The organism is Bacillus sp. BP-3 (assembly GCF_028401955.1).
In the GTDB taxonomy this organism is placed as follows: Bacteria; Bacillota; Bacilli; order Bacillales; family Bacillaceae_G; genus Bacillus_A.
In genome coordinates this window covers 74,777-89,983 of record NZ_JAQOTJ010000011.1, presented here as the reverse complement: position 1 = coordinate 89,983, position 15,207 = coordinate 74,777, and the positions used below count along the sequence as shown (strand labels likewise).

Below are 15,207 nucleotides of genomic sequence, written 5' to 3'. Positions count from 1 at the left end.
ATACTAGCAAATATATAAAATAAAAAGGAGCGAATACAATGATTACAACAGAAATTAAACGCGTGAAAAATCATATTAATGGTGAATGGGTAGAATCTACTGGCACAGAAGTGGAAGTTGTTCCGAATCCTGCGACTGGGAAAATAATTGCTTATGTTCCACTTTCTCCAAAAGAAGATGTGGATCGTGCTGTTGAAGCTGCAAAAGCAGCATATGAAACATGGTCTAAAGTACCAGTTCCAAATCGCTCAAGACAGTTATATAAATATTTACAACTTTTACAAGAAAACAAAGATGAGCTTGCAAAAATTATTACATTAGAAAATGGTAAAACATTAAAAGATGCAACTGGCGAAGTACAGCGAGGAATTGAAGCTGTAGAACTGGCAACATCAACACCAAGTTTAATGATGGGGCAAGCGCTTCCAAATATTGCAGGTGGAATCGATGGTTCAATTTGGAGATACCCAATTGGAGTTGTTGCTGGTATTACTCCGTTCAACTTCCCGATGATGATTCCACTATGGATGTTCCCATTAGCAATCGCTTGTGGTAATACATTTGTATTAAAGACATCTGAAAGAACGCCACTTTTAGCAGAAAAACTAGTAGAATTATTCTATGATGCGGGCTTCCCGAATGGGGTTTTAAACTTAGTACAAGGTGGAAAAGATGTTGTAAATAGCATTTTAGAAAATAAAGATATTCAAGCTGTTTCATTTGTTGGATCTGAGCCAGTTGCACGCTATGTATACGAAACAGGAACAAAATATGGAAAACGAGTACAAGCACTTGCAGGAGCGAAAAACCATGCAATAGTTATGCCGGACTGCAATATTGAAAAGACAGTACAAGGTGTCATTGGTTCTGCATTTGCGAGCAGTGGGGAGCGCTGCATGGCATGCTCTGTTGTAGCGGTAGTTGATGAAATTGCTGATGAATTCATTGATGTTCTTGTATCAGAAACGCGTAAATTAAAAGTCGGTGATGGTTTCCATGAAGAGAATTATGTAGGTCCATTAATTCGTGAATCTCATAAAGAGCGTGTACTAGGCTATATTAATAGCGGTGTAGCAGATGGAGCTACTTTATTAGTAGATGGCCGTAAAATTAATGAAGAAGCCCGCGAAGGGTATTTCGTCGGAGCAACAATCTTTGATGGTGTGAATCAAGATATGAAAATTTGGCAAGATGAAATTTTTGCTCCAGTATTAAGCATTGTGAGAGTAAAGGATTTAGAAGAAGGAATTAAGCTTACAAACCAATCAAAATTTGCAAATGGTGCAGTCATTTATACGTCAAGTGGTAAACACGCACAAACATTCCGTGATAATATCGATGCAGGGATGATTGGCGTAAACGTAAACGTTCCAGCTCCAATGGCATTTTTCGCATTTGCTGGAAATAAAGCTTCTTTCTACGGTGACCTAGGTACAAATGGAAAAGATGGTGTGCAATTTTATACACGTAAAAAAGTAGTGACAGAACGCTGGTTCTAAGGGGAATATAAAAAAGTGTCCATTGTAGTGGACACTTTTTTATTGGAAAAACGTTTAGCGCTGGAAATTCATTTGCTATTATTAGTTTTTTGAGGATGGAAAAAGTTGTTTACAACTTCGTCTGAAACTTCTTCTAAATGTTTATATTTATATTGAGGGTTTTGGTCTTTATCGATGACAACAGAGCGTATTCCTTCGAAAAAGTCTTCATGTTTCAGAAAGTTTTTAGCGAGCACAAGATCAGTAGCAAAGCATTCTTCTAATGTTTTTTCTTCCCCATCAATAAATTGTTTTAGCGTTACTTTTAGGGAGAATGGTGATTTTGATAATATTGTTGCCTTTGTTTGAGTTGCAAAAGGGCTCGCATCTTTTTCTAAAGAATGGATAATTTCTTCAACAGTGTGAAAAGAAAAGTGCTTATTAATTTCTATTTGGGATGGTGAAAGTTCACTTTCGGTAATAGGAAGTTCTGAATAATCATTGATTAGATCTGTTAATGCTGTATGTATGTCTTTTGTATGCCAATCTACTTGTTTAATGCGATTAAGGAAAGCATTCAAATTTTCACTAGTTAAATAAAAATCAGCAGCATTGATATATAGTACATCAGGTGCTTTAATGACAGAAGCTGTTAATGCTAAGTAACGTCCTATACAACCCGGTGCTTGATTTAAGAAATAAGCAGATCCGACATCAGGGAAAAAACCGATATTCATTTCCGGCATAGCCCACTTTGTTCGCTCAGTTACAATTCGATGACTAGCTCCGTATGTGAGTCCAACCCCTCCGCCCATAACAAAACCATCTAAACATGCAACAATCGGTTTAGAAAACTTATAAATGAGCATATCTAATTGGAACTCATCTTCAAAAAATCTCTCTGCTTTTTGCATAGAAGAGTCATCTAAGCGTGCTTCGTAAAGAGTTTTAATGTCGCCTCCGGCACAAAGTCCCTTTGTACCTGTACCTTTTATAATGACAAGATGAATTTGATTATCAACTTCCCATTCTTTCAATTTTTGTGTAATCGGTCCTATCATTTCATAAGAAATAGAGTTTAATGCTTTCGGACGATTTAGCGTAATGGTGGCTACACCGTTTGTGCTAATTGAAAATAGGACTTGATCAGTCATAGTATATCCTCCTTTGTAATTCTCTGTTTATTTTCACAAGTTGTGTCAGTGTCGAAACGAATAGACATTTTGTAAAAAACAGAAAAAGTGTGCTTTTATATATAAATTTCTTGTTTTATTTCTTTATTCCTGCAATAATGTATGTCTTTCTCGGTTTTTAAATGCAGAGTAAGTGAATATACTGTAGAAAATAGAAAAAATTTTAAATGGTAGTGTGTTTTTTGAGGAAAGAAAGAGAATATTCTTTATATTAATGAATAAAGTAAAAGTACCTCATATTTTGGCGAGTTATTTTGGAAGGATTTTATGAAAGAAAAAGGAATATAAAACTTCTAGTGATTAATTGATATGATTTGAAAGGGTGTAATAAAACATATAAGTTGTAATGTTTTGAAATATAGGTTATAAGTATAATGGATTTTCTATATTTAGGTTTAATGCTATTCTTCCATATATATGTGTTAGATGTGTTGATGATAGTATGTTTAACTCCATGCGCCTTAAAAAAGTAAAGGAAGGGGAGATTGGAATGCCATGGCCTTTGCTATTCTCGGTCATTATTTTGTCTTTTCTTATGGTTGGTTTAACTTTTTATTTTCATCAAGAAGATAAAGAGCAGGATACGATACAAGATAAAGTACGGTTAGTATTCCCAATCTTCATTTTAACAATTGCAATTAGCTTTGCATTAACTGAAAATAATTACGTTGCAATTCTTTCATGGCTTTTTATGACAGTGTTATTATTCATTATTTTGTACGTTGTAATGAGGGATTATTTACAAAAATAAAAGTGCCGTTAAGGTACTTTTATTTTAAAGTGATATTAAATTTCACATACCATAATAAGAAGAAATAAAAAATTAATAGTAGTAAATCTCTGAGGGGATTTTAAACGGTAAAGTTCACTTTATATTCTGTTGCTACTTTTCTCATACTATAAATGAATGATGACAGAAGCTGAATGAGTTTTTATTAGGGAAGTCATACCTTTCTCATTCATTCTCTTGTCAATCAGTAATGCCCGCTATACTAGTGAATCCCCCCTCCTTATCCATCTTGTGGTAGGGGCTTTCTGTTCCATAGACCGTTGCGTAGTGAGGGGTCCCACCGCGTCTTACATAGTCTCCACAGGCGTAGATTATACTGTTCGGACATAACCTTGCCCTAAAGTTTGTAGACTTTAGTTTGTGGCAAGCAATTCTTCTAATACTTTTCGTAAGATGTTCCGGCTCGCGTTATAGTCTCTATCCAATATCGTTCCACACTTTGTACAAATATGGGTATGAATAGAGAGAGACTTCTTCACGCGATTCCCACAAATAGAACAGTCTTGTGAAGTATACTTTGGTTCTACTTTAATCAGTATACCGCCATGGTTTTCGCATTTGTAAGCAAGCATATTTCGAAACATGCCCCACCCAGCATCAGAAATAGACTTCGATAATTTTCTATTTTTAACCATGTTTCGAATGTTCAAATTTTCTACTGCGATAACAGAATAATCTTTTGCTAGATTGTAACTGAGTTTATGAAGAAAATCTTTGCGCTGGTTCGCTACTTTTTCGTGTAGCTTGCGAATATGCTCTGCCTGTTTTATGAAGTTAACAGAGCCTTTTTTCTTCTTAGAAAAGGATACGTATTCTTGTCCAATGTAAGTTGTCTTTGCATATCATAACGATTGTAATTTTCTTTGTTTTGCTTATATTTCCGTTCTTTGTCTAGCAAGGCAGAATTATAGGTTTGACGACAATATTGTACCAACGATCTAACACTTCTTTTTGTGCTTCTGTTGGAAAGATTTCATATTTTTGATTCAACAACATTGTCGTCACCTCCCATTCGTTTTATCATTGTGTTTCGATGTGTTGGTTTAGAACTTTTAATGGTGCACCGCCCACAATCGATAAACAATAACTTTGAGACTCGAAGTATTCTTTACATACATTCTATCTGATTTGAGGAAATTCCTTTGGCTTACGTCAACCAAAATTCATTCCCTCTCTACTCATTGGGGTTTCACCCTTCTCATTCCTTGAGGAAGAGGAATTCTTTTGGAAATATGTTAAAATAGAGAGATAAAAAAGGGGTGTTTTTGCATGAAGTTTGAAATGCATACAAAGATTATTGCGAATGAAACCGAGATACGATTACATACAGAAGATAATATATTTCAGTTAGTGTTAGAAGGATATCATTTATTTGTTGTGGATGAAATATTACCAGTGTATAAAACAAGACAAGAGCTTGTTGGAAGTGCCGTTGTTAAGAAAGTGGAATGGACAGAGGGAAGAACGACGCTTTTATATCAACTTATTTCACTTCAATCTGTGAATTAAAAGAAAAGAAAGGAAGGGAAAGATGAAATTTTTTCATACGGCCGATTGGCATTTAGGAAAGCTTGTTCATGGTGTCTATATGACAGAAGATCAGCGCTATGTTTTAGAACAATTTATAAAAGCAGTAGAAGAAGAAAAGCCAGATGCTGTCATTATTGCAGGAGATTTATACGACCGTGCCATCCCGCCGACAGAGGCGGTGGATTTATTAAATGAAACATTACAAAAAATTGTAATTGAATTACAAACACCAGTACTAGCGATAGCGGGGAATCATGATAGTCCAGATCGTATTCATTTTGGAAGTAGTTTAATGAAGAAGCAAGGTTTACACATTGTCGGACAATTTCAATTTCCATATGAACCAGTTGTTATGCATGATGAATATGGAGAAGTCCATTTTCATTTAGTTCCATATGTCGATCCAAGCATTGTTCGTCATGTCATGAAAAATGATGACATTCGAAGTCATGACGATGCAATGCGTATTTTTATGAATGAATTATCGGGAAGGATGGATAAAGAAGTGCGTCATGTCTTTGTCGGACATGCTTTCGTAACATCATCAGGAGAAGCGGAAGAAAATACAAGTGATGCTGAAAGGCCATTATCCATTGGCGGAGCAGAATATGTAAACAGTCATTATTTTGATGCTTTTCATTACACAGCGCTTGGTCATTTGCACCAGGCGCATTACGTACGAAATGAAACAATTCGTTATGCAGGTTCACCGCTCTCATATTCTATTTCAGAAGAGCATCATAAAAAAGGGTATTACATTGTTGAATTAAATGAAGTAGGGCAAGTAACACTTGAGAAACGATCGTTAACACCAAAGCGGAAAATGAGAACGGTTGAGGCAAAAATTGATGAGTTGCTACAACATCCTGTATGCGAAGATTATGTATTTGTAAAATTATTGGATGAAAATCCTGTATTGCAGCCAATGGAAAAGATTCGTTCTGTTTATCCAAATGCAATGCATGTAGAGCGAGTTATACAAAGAAAAGAATTGGTAAATGAAGATATTGCAGTTATTTCACGTCATAAAATGGATGATCTTTCTCTTGTGAAAGCTTTTTATAAAGAAATGAAAGGGACGGATTTATCAGAAGAAAAAGAACGTCTCTTCATAGAAGTATTAAAAACAGTTCATGAACGAGAGGGGGAGAGAGCATGAGACCAATTAAACTTGTTATGACAGCGTTTGGTCCATATAAACAGCAAGAAACGATTAATTTTGAAGAACTAGGCGAACATCGAATCTTTGCGATTTCTGGAAATACAGGTGCAGGAAAAACAACGATTTTTGATGCGATTTGTTATGCATTGTACGGAGAAGCGAGCGGAGAAGAACGAAATGATACGAGTATGCTTCGTAGTCAATTTGCTGATGACAACGCTTATACAAGCGTTGAATTATTATTTCAATTGAAAGAAAAAAATTATTGTATAAAGCGTCAACTTGGTCATAAAAAGCAAGGAAATAAAACGATTACGGGCCATGCAATTGAGTTTTATGAAGTTGTAGATGACGAACAAATTCCATGTGTAGATCGCTTCCATGTGACGGATATTAACAAAAAAGTGGAAGATTTAATTGGCCTTAGTAAGCATCAATTTAGTCAAATTGTGATGCTCCCACAAGGCGAATTTCGTAAACTGTTAACATCTGAAACAGAAAATAAAGAGGAAATTTTACGCCGCATTTTTAAAACAGATCGATATAAGTTAATGAGAGAGTTATTAGATCAAAAGCGTAAAGAATGGAAAGATGTTTTGCAAGAAAAGCAAAAAGAACGAGAATTGTACTTTCGTAATGTTTTTAAGCTTCCTGTGCGAGATGGTGCACTGCTTGAAATATTAGTAAATCAAGAACACGTGAATACACATCAAGTAGTAGAAGCGCTTCAACAAGAAATGGATTTTTATGAAAAACAAGCAAAACAATTAGAACAACAAGAATCAGTGCAGTTAAAGCAATTAAAAGAAGCGGAAACAGGATATCATGGGGCGAAAGCTTTGAATGATAGATTACAAGATTTGCAAACAAAACAAAATCGTTATGATTCATTAGTGCAGGAACGTTCTTCAATTGAAGCGAAAGAACAACAATTTACAAAAGCCGAGCAAGCACACCGGTTATTACCGTTTGAACAATGGTATGATGAAGCAGTTCAAAGTGCAGAGCATGCTGAGCAATATATGAAGCAAATGGCTGGCAAACAAGAACAGCTAGTATTAGCTTATGAACGTGCGGAGCAGCAGTACGAACAAGAAAAAAACAATGAAACGGTCCGTGAAGAAACGAAGCGAAACATTCAAATGTTAGAAGAATTAAAAGAAGTAATTGCAACATTTGCTGATAAAAAAATAAAATTAGCAGCGGCAGAAAAACAAATGGAGCAATTTAAGCATGAGATAAGTAAATTAGAGGAGCAGCAAGAATTCAGTAGTGCACAAAAACAACAGCTTGCCAGTAAGCTAAAACAAATGGAACAAGCACTTGAGCAATATATAACAAAGGCGGAGCAGTTAAGCCGTATGCGTGAAGATGCAAAAGTATTAAAAGATACTTATCAAGTGTGGCAAGAATTGCAAACGTATGAGAAGGAAAGAATGGGTACCTCCGACCAGATGAATGCTGCTCAGCAAGCGTATGAAACGTTAGAGAAATCATGGTTAAGCGAACAAGCTGGTCAATTAGCAATTCATTTACATGATGGAAAACCTTGCCCGGTTTGTGGTAGTACTGCTCATCCGAATAAAGCGACTGAACAAGAAATGTCTGTTGATGAAGAGCAGTTAAATCGTCTTCGTGAACAAAAAACACAAGCTGAAAAGCAATTCGTTCAAATAGAAGAAAAATGTAACTTTTATAAAGGGCAATATGAAGAATTATGTAAAGAAGTACAGAACCGTGGATACGCTGCACTAGAGCTTGGAGATGTGTATCAAACGTTAATCCAGCAAGGAAAACAACTAGCTGCCGAAGTAAATGAGTTAAAAGCGACTGAAGAAGAACGGAAACAATTATCACCACAGCTGCAAAAGCTAGACGAACAATTAGAGAAATTGCAGGGAGCTAAACGTGATGTAGAAGAAAAATTACATCGCTCTGAAATGGAATTGATTCAACTGCGAACAGCGTATGAAAATGATAAAGAAAAAATTCCAGCAGATATGCAAACATTAGAAGCGTGGCAACAAGCATATGAAGCAAAAGCTTCTTTACTGCACCGCCTGCAAGCAGCGTGGCAAAGAGCACAGGAAGAATTTCAGCGCTCTACGAGTGAAAAAATTCGCGTGGAAGAAGCATATAAAGCAGCGCAGCAACAATTTACACAAAGAACAGAAAAAAAAGAAGAACAATATGAGCGTTTCATGAAAGAACTTGAAGCAAGCGGCTTTGCAAGTCAGCAAGCATACACAGAAGCTAAACTATCTGATGCAGAGCGAACAGACTTACAACAACACATTCAATCGTATTACGGGGCGCTTGAAGTATTAACAAAACAAATTGAAGAATTAACCGGAGCGCTCCGTGGAAAAGAATGGACAGAGTTAACGAAAATAGAAGAGCAGTTGAAAGAGTTAGAAATTCAGCTTGATATTATAAAAGAACAACGTCAGCGTACGAACAGTGCGAATGAATATATTGCTGATCTTCATGAAAATATACGCCGCATTGATGAACAAATACATGAAGAAGAAACAGCGTTCCAAGAGCTTGTTGATTTATATGAAGTGATGAAAGGTGACAATGAAAGTCGCATTTCATTTGAGCGTTACATTTTAATAGAATATTTAGAGCAAATTGTCCAAGTAGCCAATGAACGGCTTCGAAAATTATCGAACGGACAATTTTTCTTAAAACGAAGTGAACGGGTAGAAAAACGAAATCGACAAAGTGGTTTAGGATTAGATGTATACGATGCCTATACAGGGCAAACACGTGATGTAAAAACATTATCTGGCGGTGAAAAATTTAACGCATCACTTTGCTTAGCACTCGGTATGGCCGATATCATCCAATCATATGAAGGCGGTATTTCAATTGAAACGATGTTCATTGACGAAGGCTTCGGTTCATTAGATGAAGAATCGTTAACGAAAGCAGTAGATACCTTAATTGATCTTCAAAAATCAGGGCGATTTATTGGTGTAATCTCACACGTACAAGAATTGAAGAATGCAATGCCAGCAGTGCTGGAAGTAATGAAGCAGAAAGATGGGTGTAGTAAGACGAGGTTTGTGGTGAAATAGATAAAATGGTTTGATTTTTCGGGGGCGGCACGTATTGTATCTTCGGAAGAACACTTATTCCATCCGTAATTTTTAATAATATTAAATAGGTTTATATTTTGCAATTTGGGACTCTGCAAAATTGCAGAGTCTTTTTTTATGTAAAGAATTTACTGTATATTGATGTTGATCTGGTTTATGATACATATTTTATAAAGGGGAGGAATCTCAAATGGAATCGGTAAATATTAGTGGGAATATTTATTATATTAAATGTATTCCGTTCAAAGATAAGAGTGAGAAGAACGAGGAGGGCTACTACGAATATTATTACAAAGGAATCAATATATTGTTTCACTCTGGTAAAGAAATAATAAAAGCTAGAATTTATGACGGAGAAGAAGAAATGTCTTTTTTAAGAAATCCAATTCTTGCTTTTGGTGAAGATTTTGAAGCAATGAAAGCACATATAATTAAAAAATTCGGTGTGAATAGATTTAAGTTTCTAGGTGGAGAAAAGGGTTATACAGAATTATAGTAAAAATCAATATCATTCTTTAACTTGGTCTAAGCAAAAGAAAAAGACACTCTTTCGTATTAATTTGTAGGAAGGTTTTTTGTTTGTTGTTGAGTTACTTATGATGAATAGGTTAGCTGGAGAGGTGTTTTATATTACTAATAGTGAGAAGCATGTAAGTGTAAAATAATAACAAATCCAACTCGTATCACATTGAGTCGGATTTAATAAATACCTTACATTAGTTGGAATCACGGCTTTGTAAGTAATTCTCATACTCTTCTAACCATACTAACATCAGGTTCTTTAATTCAATTGTTTCGATTTCGCAAGTGTACTCTTCATCTTCTACATAACGATGTGTAATCGTAGTGAAATCTGGTTTAACTTCCAAATCGCAAGAGTTTCCACCAAAATTTGCACAATCAATTTCTTTATTCAAAACTTTATCAAGTTCTTCTATCCACTCTATACCATGAACATCAGATCGTAAAAACTCACCAACTAAAGCGATTTCTTCAGGTAAGTTAATAAGTAATATATCAAAAGGTCCTTTACTAAATTCATACTTATATTTCATAGTTATATATCCTCCTATTCATAAATTGGAAATGCTGATATAATCCTACCAGTTGATTATCAAGAAACATTTGGATTTGTATTCTGTTTGCCGTTTTACCGTATATGTATTTTTAGTTCCTTTTACAAATTGAGCGTTTAAATTATAGTCGGTGAATAATACCGGCTATTTTTATTAGAGGCAGGGGAGGTTTTCGGTTCGCCAGGTGTCTGGAAAATCCGTTCTATATATAGTAGGCGGTATGTGAAGTAATAAATAAGGCTGACTTCATGTAGAAGTCAGCCTTATTTATTATTTTATTCCTGTGCTTTCTCTTTTTCAAACTCTTTTTGTTTGTCCAGCCAAATATGAATTAAATGTACTAATTCAACCGTTTCTATCTCACAAAATTCACCTTTACCATCTTCAGCTAAATTGTCTAGGACCGTAGTTGTATCTCTTCGAATCTCTAAACCACAAATGTTGCCATTTACTTCCCCATAATCTTTTTCCCCGTTTAAAACACTATGTATCTCTTCTAAAATCCAATCTCCAAATGCAGAAACTTCAACATATAAAAAGGTTCCGACAAGTTTAATTTCCTTTGGTACCCTCATGATTAATATTTCATTATCAAGCACTTTAAAAGTATATCTATATTTCATTTCTATTATACTCCCTTATATTAAAAATAGAATTTATTCTTTTGAGAGAGCAGAGATAATTTTCCCGTTGTTATCTATATACATGAGAATTTCTATACCATCTAGACCTACTCCTTTATATGTATTATCGGTTACGTGTCCTGGACAGTATACATGAATTTCGTAGTATGACGAGAGAAGAGGTAACAGTGTTTTTACATATAAAAGAGGAATTCTTAGACGATATGGTCGCCGCGTTACTGTGAGAGTAAAATAAAACCGTCTGTGAGGGCGGCTTCTTTTTACGTTATTTCCTTAAAGCTCTATGTTTTCTTATTTTTTCTTTAATATAGACTACGTTTTTTATACCTAGACGAATTGAAGCGATGATAAGATAAATCATTACAAGGGAGTATATAACAATCCAAATCGTATAAATATATGTATCTTGAAATCCATTTTCAGTAAGCCAGTGAGTGACTAACATTCCACCGAAGTAAGTCGGAATTGCTAATAAACTTAAGTCTCTCGGGTCGGTTGCAAGATAAATCATAAAAAATAGAAAAGCAAGGGCTCCTACTGTATTCGTGTCATTCCAAATCATCATAATAATGCACCTACTTTATAATACTATAGCTACAATTCACTATCGTGATTCAATCAAAGTTAACTTTTTACAGATACTACAAGTAATTTTTCTGTACCTTTACGTACGATTTGCTTCCGCTTACAATTCGGAAAAAATCCCCGTAGTTTATCTATGTTAAGTATAACAAATATTACGGTAAATTTCTCCAATAAAAAGAACGCTTACTCGGCGTCCTTCTCTTTTATGATCTCGAATAATTCTCTAATATCGTCTATTTCAAAATGATCGAGCGGTTTCAATATTTGTTTTTTTCTTATAAGTTTAAGTGTGTTCGCTCTTTTTAATGATGTCCGGATAAAACGAAATGTTAAACTAATCGTTCCTTTAGAGTAGTGATCTTCCTCAATCAATGTATTGGTATAGTGCTGGATATGCATAGTTATAATCTCTTGCATTCTCAAATGTCCAAGACGTGGTATTATATCCAATACAATTAATTAAATCGTATAAAGAAATTTCTAAAAAAAATCTTGACTCTAACCTTAGGTAATACTTCATAGTTAATTTTGAAAGGAGGACATAATGAAATTTACAGTTAAAGATTTATCACATATAGCAGGCGTTTCCATCAAGACTCTTTACCACTATCATAAAGTTGGTTTGCTTATTCCTAATGAGATTGGTGAAACAGGCTATCGGTATTATGGTGTAGAAGAACTAAATAGATTACAGGAAATTCTTTTTTATAAAGAGTTGGATATCCCGTTGTTAGAAATTAAAAATTTGTTAGACGAAGAATCAAATAGGGTCGGTACTTTAGAAAAACAGATGATGCTTTTTGAAAAGAAAATTGAGAAGTATCATCAGCTAATTGAAACTATAAAATTATCTTTAAAATATACAAAGAAGGGTGAGAGTATGGACAATAAGTTAATGTTTAATGGATTTGAAACAGAGGAAGAGTGGAAAAATGCTCTTAAAAAGCAAAAAACACATTTAAAAGAAAAATATAATTTTGACCTTAATACTGATTCCATCAATGTGACTGATATGAATAAGATGGCTATTGAAGCAAAAAATTTCACAGATAGAATGGCTGGATTTTTAAGAAATGGAGTTAAGTATGACGATTCAAGTGTACATGATGTCGTTAAACAGCATCTCAAGTTTTTAAATAAAAACGGTCATACAATTAGCAAAGAAGATTACACGAATCAAACAAAGTTTTTCCTTCGAGATGATTTTCATAGAGAGATGTTAGAAAAACAGCAAATCGGATTATCATATTATTTACTAGTCGTTGCAGAAAATTTATAAATACTTTTTAAGGCAGTAGGAATATTACCCTTGCTGTCTTTTCTGGGAATAATTCTTTATCAAAGTATGTAAATTAAAATGTAAATCCGACTCAATGTGATATGAGTCGAATTTGTTTCGTACAATTTTATTCTTTACTTTTTATAGCTTCTTTTAGTATTTCAAGGGTCTGCTTTAGCCATTCTACAGGTGTTAAGTTAAATCCAGGGAAATAAATATAAGCATTATATTTAATAAATTCCTCTTTTTCACTATCAGTTAAATTACTGCTTAAAAATGAAAGTATATCATTTTTAGTGTTTTCAATACAGATTTTAGTAACTTCCATTATAAATTCATTAAGAGCTTCCTTAGGTGATTTCATGTCTTGGTGAAATGTTCCTGCTAAAAAATCACCTAATTCTTCATAATGGCTATATGTATCTTCCATACAAGTCCTCCGCTACTTTTCTGGATATCCTGTAATAATAAAACTTCCTTGGTTCTCTTTTTTTAAAACAATAATAGATTGGTCGTTAAAACAATAATTTTTATAGTTTTATTTTTTACCCACAATATTTCGGTTAAATGTAATTAAAAGTCACTTATAAAGAAATATTGAATAGATTGTCACACAAAACTGACAAGTAGATGTTAAGGAAAGGATACAAGTCGGGTTTAAGGAAAAAGAACACATATTATTAATGTTTAATATGTGTTCTTTTTTAGTTTTCGGCATTTGTGAATAGAGGCAGTAGAGTAGCTTATGTTTAACGTTAATCAAAGCTATTTTTAGCTAGGAGAGAAATCATATTAAATACCAATGCGATCAGAAAAATTGGTAGTAATACATATAGCGTTACTTTAGTTATGTATGAGTCATAATGAAATAGGTACCAAAACATAGGCATGTCCCAATAAGAAACTTTTAAAACTGCCACGGTATTTTCACCGCTTGTTTCGTTTCGAGTTGTGCCTATAACTTTTCCGTATACAGTAAAATCTCCTATGTACGCTGGATCAGCAACATGCCGGAACGGGATGTCGCCCTTTAATTCAATGTCTCTAGAATCTACATTCGGATATGTATTTTTCACTTTTTCTTTTAGTATGGCTAAATCACTTTCACTAATTTTTTGAGGTGCTCCTGTAGTAGCTTGTGCGTATACATGTAATTTTATATCATCTTTTTGAATGGCAGTCCTACCTACTATTCTATTCGGAGAAAATATAAGAAATATAATATGAAGGATAAAAAACATTATAAACACTTTAGAGCATTTTTGTAACTTATTCAAATTGCATCTCTCCGTAAAAAATAATGGGATTAAGTAAAATTCATTTAGGAAAATATAACTCTTGAAACTCGTCTTTCGTAATTCCGAAATAGATTTCATCATAGAATGCGCCATTTGTATATATCATATTTCTTAAGCGGCCTTCTTCTACAAACTGAAGTTTTCGATGAAGGTGGATAGAAGCGGTATTAAATGAATATATTTGAATGGTTGCTTTTTGATATCTAAGCTCGAAGAAGTAATGTTTTAGTATAGTGATAATCATATCTTGCGCGTATCCTTTCTCTCTATGAGAAGGGAATACAGATATACCGTAGTCAAATGTTCCATTTTTAGAATCGCAATTCGCAACGTCAATTGTCCCGATTATGTTTTTATTGTGATCTTCGGCAATCCAATAAAAGTCATCACAGTCAGTAGAAGCCCCTTTTGATATCTCGGAAATCCACTCTTCAATTTGTTCTTCTGTGCGTGGGAAAGCAATTGAATCAAGGTTTTTAAGTATTTCATCATCTAATTCTTTAAATAAATGAATGTCTTCTTTTTGAGGTGCCCGTAATCGTACTTTATTGCCGCTCCAATATGTAACTTTCATTCTCTTCATCTCTCTTTCTAACTATTCTATCAAGTTGAATTATACCATTTTTTAGGTTTTTTGTATAAAAATACATTGGAACGTCATCTAGTAGATCAAATAAAAAAGGACCTGCGTCCGAAACAGGTCCTTTCGTCAGATAATGAAACTCGTTAGGAGCTCACTTATTATGTTAGCAGCTGATAATTGAGCAGTCTATAGGTTAGAAGTTGAGAAAGTTTTTTTACAGGCTGGCTGAGGTTCGTTTCAAGATTAGAAGAGGAGAAAGTCAAACATTCTTTATAAATCCATTTTAATGTTTTGACATACAAGTTACTGCTTTGCTGAATACAACATGCTTGCTCCTTTTGTTTTAAACTTTGCATCCGGCAGGAAAAGGCCCTAACCGTTTCTATGCATAGCCAGATGCTCTCGCTCGTCTAAAAAAGAGTTTTAATGTCGTTGTTTTAGAATTTTAATTTTTGGGATTAGTATGATAATATTTTATAATAAAG

The 15,207-nt window shown here is 34.1% G+C and carries 15 protein-coding genes; 7 read left to right on the top strand and 8 right to left on the bottom strand.

All coding sequences use genetic code 11. The annotated features are described in order from the left end of the window. The first annotated feature begins 38 nt into the window (after nucleotides 1–38). Complete coding sequence (locus tag PLX19_RS17470; protein ID WP_272190026.1) at nucleotides 39–1,499, top strand: CoA-acylating methylmalonate-semialdehyde dehydrogenase; 1,461 nt, start codon at nucleotides 39–41, stop codon at nucleotides 1,497–1,499. A 68-nt stretch (nucleotides 1,500–1,567) separates the two neighbouring features. Here PLX19_RS17470 and PLX19_RS17465 read toward each other — a convergent pair whose 3' ends face one another. Beyond that, nucleotides 1,568–2,632 carry an enoyl-CoA hydratase/isomerase family protein gene (locus tag PLX19_RS17465; protein WP_272190025.1) on the bottom strand — a complete coding sequence of 355 codons (1,065 nt, stop codon included), beginning with the start codon at nucleotides 2,630–2,632 and terminating at the stop codon, nucleotides 1,568–1,570. 529 nt (nucleotides 2,633–3,161) lie between these two features. On the opposite strand from PLX19_RS17465, the gene PLX19_RS17460 reads away from it, so the two are divergent. Beyond that, nucleotides 3,162–3,422, top strand: a complete 261-nt coding sequence (locus tag PLX19_RS17460; protein WP_272190024.1) for a hypothetical protein — start codon at nucleotides 3,162–3,164, stop codon at nucleotides 3,420–3,422. Between the two features lie 392 nt (nucleotides 3,423–3,814). Here PLX19_RS17460 and PLX19_RS26245 read toward each other — a convergent pair whose 3' ends face one another. Beyond that, complete coding sequence (locus PLX19_RS26245; RefSeq protein WP_442869066.1) at nucleotides 3,815–4,213, bottom strand: RNA-guided endonuclease InsQ/TnpB family protein; 399 nt, start codon at nucleotides 4,211–4,213, stop codon at nucleotides 3,815–3,817. A 517-nt stretch (nucleotides 4,214–4,730) separates the two neighbouring features. Between PLX19_RS26245 and PLX19_RS17450 the strand changes: the two genes are divergently transcribed. From PLX19_RS17450 to PLX19_RS17435, 4 genes are all read left to right on the top strand, one after another. Then, entirely contained in the window at nucleotides 4,731–4,970 is a 240-nt protein-coding gene (locus PLX19_RS17450; RefSeq protein WP_272190023.1) for a DUF2584 family protein, read from the top strand. Between the two features lie 22 nt (nucleotides 4,971–4,992). Then, nucleotides 4,993–6,150: an exonuclease SbcCD subunit D gene (locus tag PLX19_RS17445; protein ID WP_272190022.1), complete on the top strand. Its 1,158-nt coding sequence runs from the start codon at nucleotides 4,993–4,995 to the stop codon at nucleotides 6,148–6,150. Next, complete coding sequence (locus PLX19_RS17440) at nucleotides 6,147–9,236, top strand: AAA family ATPase (RefSeq protein ID WP_272190021.1); 3,090 nt, start codon at nucleotides 6,147–6,149, stop codon at nucleotides 9,234–9,236. Before PLX19_RS17445 ends, PLX19_RS17440 begins: the two co-directional genes overlap by 4 nt. A 211-nt stretch (nucleotides 9,237–9,447) precedes the next feature. Beyond that, complete coding sequence (locus PLX19_RS17435; protein WP_272190020.1) at nucleotides 9,448–9,753, top strand: hypothetical protein; 306 nt, start codon at nucleotides 9,448–9,450, stop codon at nucleotides 9,751–9,753. Nucleotides 9,754–9,973: 220 nt separating this feature from the next. On the opposite strand, the gene PLX19_RS17430 is transcribed toward PLX19_RS17435, so the two are convergent. From PLX19_RS17430 to PLX19_RS17420, 3 genes are all read right to left on the bottom strand, one after another. Further along, a complete protein-coding gene (locus PLX19_RS17430; protein ID WP_272190019.1) occupies nucleotides 9,974–10,312 on the bottom strand; it encodes a hypothetical protein in 339 nt (112 codons plus the stop codon). Between the two features lie 296 nt (nucleotides 10,313–10,608). Beyond that, nucleotides 10,609–10,956 carry a hypothetical protein gene (locus tag PLX19_RS17425; protein WP_272190018.1) on the bottom strand — a complete coding sequence of 116 codons (348 nt, stop codon included), beginning with the start codon at nucleotides 10,954–10,956 and terminating at the stop codon, nucleotides 10,609–10,611. A gap of 286 nt (nucleotides 10,957–11,242) precedes the next feature. Beyond that, nucleotides 11,243–11,539 (bottom strand): hypothetical protein, encoded by a 297-nt coding sequence (locus PLX19_RS17420; RefSeq protein ID WP_272190088.1) that lies wholly within the window; start codon nucleotides 11,537–11,539, stop codon nucleotides 11,243–11,245. Nucleotides 11,540–12,106: 567 nt separating this feature from the next. Here PLX19_RS17420 and PLX19_RS17415 point away from each other — a divergent pair. Continuing rightward, a complete protein-coding gene (locus tag PLX19_RS17415) occupies nucleotides 12,107–12,841 on the top strand; it encodes a MerR family transcriptional regulator (RefSeq protein WP_272190017.1) in 735 nt (244 codons plus the stop codon). Nucleotides 12,842–12,968: 127 nt separating this feature from the next. On the opposite strand, the gene PLX19_RS17410 is transcribed toward PLX19_RS17415, so the two are convergent. From PLX19_RS17410 to PLX19_RS17400, 3 genes are all read right to left on the bottom strand, one after another. After that, complete coding sequence (locus PLX19_RS17410) at nucleotides 12,969–13,271, bottom strand: contact-dependent growth inhibition system immunity protein (protein ID WP_272190016.1); 303 nt, start codon at nucleotides 13,269–13,271, stop codon at nucleotides 12,969–12,971. A gap of 325 nt (nucleotides 13,272–13,596) precedes the next feature. Continuing rightward, the gene (locus tag PLX19_RS17405) at nucleotides 13,597–14,118 is read right to left on the bottom strand and encodes a transposase (RefSeq protein WP_272190015.1); all 522 of its coding nucleotides are present in this window, start codon (nucleotides 14,116–14,118) and stop codon (nucleotides 13,597–13,599) included. Nucleotides 14,119–14,158: 40 nt separating this feature from the next. Further along, complete coding sequence (locus PLX19_RS17400; RefSeq protein ID WP_272190014.1) at nucleotides 14,159–14,713, bottom strand: GNAT family N-acetyltransferase; 555 nt, start codon at nucleotides 14,711–14,713, stop codon at nucleotides 14,159–14,161. Nucleotides 14,714–15,207: the final 494 nt, after the last annotated feature.

Bases quoted from the DNA above. Each gene is read 5' to 3' on its own strand.
- PLX19_RS17470 (WP_272190026.1), top strand. From the start codon at position 39: ATGATTACAACAGAAATTAAACGCGTGAAAAATCATATTAATGGTGAA.
- PLX19_RS17465 (WP_272190025.1), bottom strand. From the start codon at position 2,632: ATGACTGATCAAGTCCTATTTTCAATTAGCACAAACGGTGTAGCCACC.
- PLX19_RS17460 (WP_272190024.1), top strand. From the start codon at position 3,162: ATGCCATGGCCTTTGCTATTCTCGGTCATTATTTTGTCTTTTCTTATG.
- PLX19_RS17450 (WP_272190023.1), top strand. From the start codon at position 4,731: ATGAAGTTTGAAATGCATACAAAGATTATTGCGAATGAAACCGAGATA.
- PLX19_RS17445 (WP_272190022.1), top strand. From the start codon at position 4,993: ATGAAATTTTTTCATACGGCCGATTGGCATTTAGGAAAGCTTGTTCAT.
- PLX19_RS17440 (WP_272190021.1), top strand. From the start codon at position 6,147: ATGAGACCAATTAAACTTGTTATGACAGCGTTTGGTCCATATAAACAG.
- PLX19_RS17435 (WP_272190020.1), top strand. From the start codon at position 9,448: ATGGAATCGGTAAATATTAGTGGGAATATTTATTATATTAAATGTATT.
- PLX19_RS17430 (WP_272190019.1), bottom strand. From the start codon at position 10,312: ATGAAATATAAGTATGAATTTAGTAAAGGACCTTTTGATATATTACTT.
- PLX19_RS17425 (WP_272190018.1), bottom strand. From the start codon at position 10,956: ATGAAATATAGATATACTTTTAAAGTGCTTGATAATGAAATATTAATC.
- PLX19_RS17420 (WP_272190088.1), bottom strand. From the start codon at position 11,539: ATGATTTGGAATGACACGAATACAGTAGGAGCCCTTGCTTTTCTATTT.
- PLX19_RS17415 (WP_272190017.1), top strand. From the start codon at position 12,107: ATGAAATTTACAGTTAAAGATTTATCACATATAGCAGGCGTTTCCATC.
- PLX19_RS17410 (WP_272190016.1), bottom strand. From the start codon at position 13,271: ATGGAAGATACATATAGCCATTATGAAGAATTAGGTGATTTTTTAGCA.
- PLX19_RS17400 (WP_272190014.1), bottom strand. From the start codon at position 14,713: ATGAAAGTTACATATTGGAGCGGCAATAAAGTACGATTACGGGCACCT.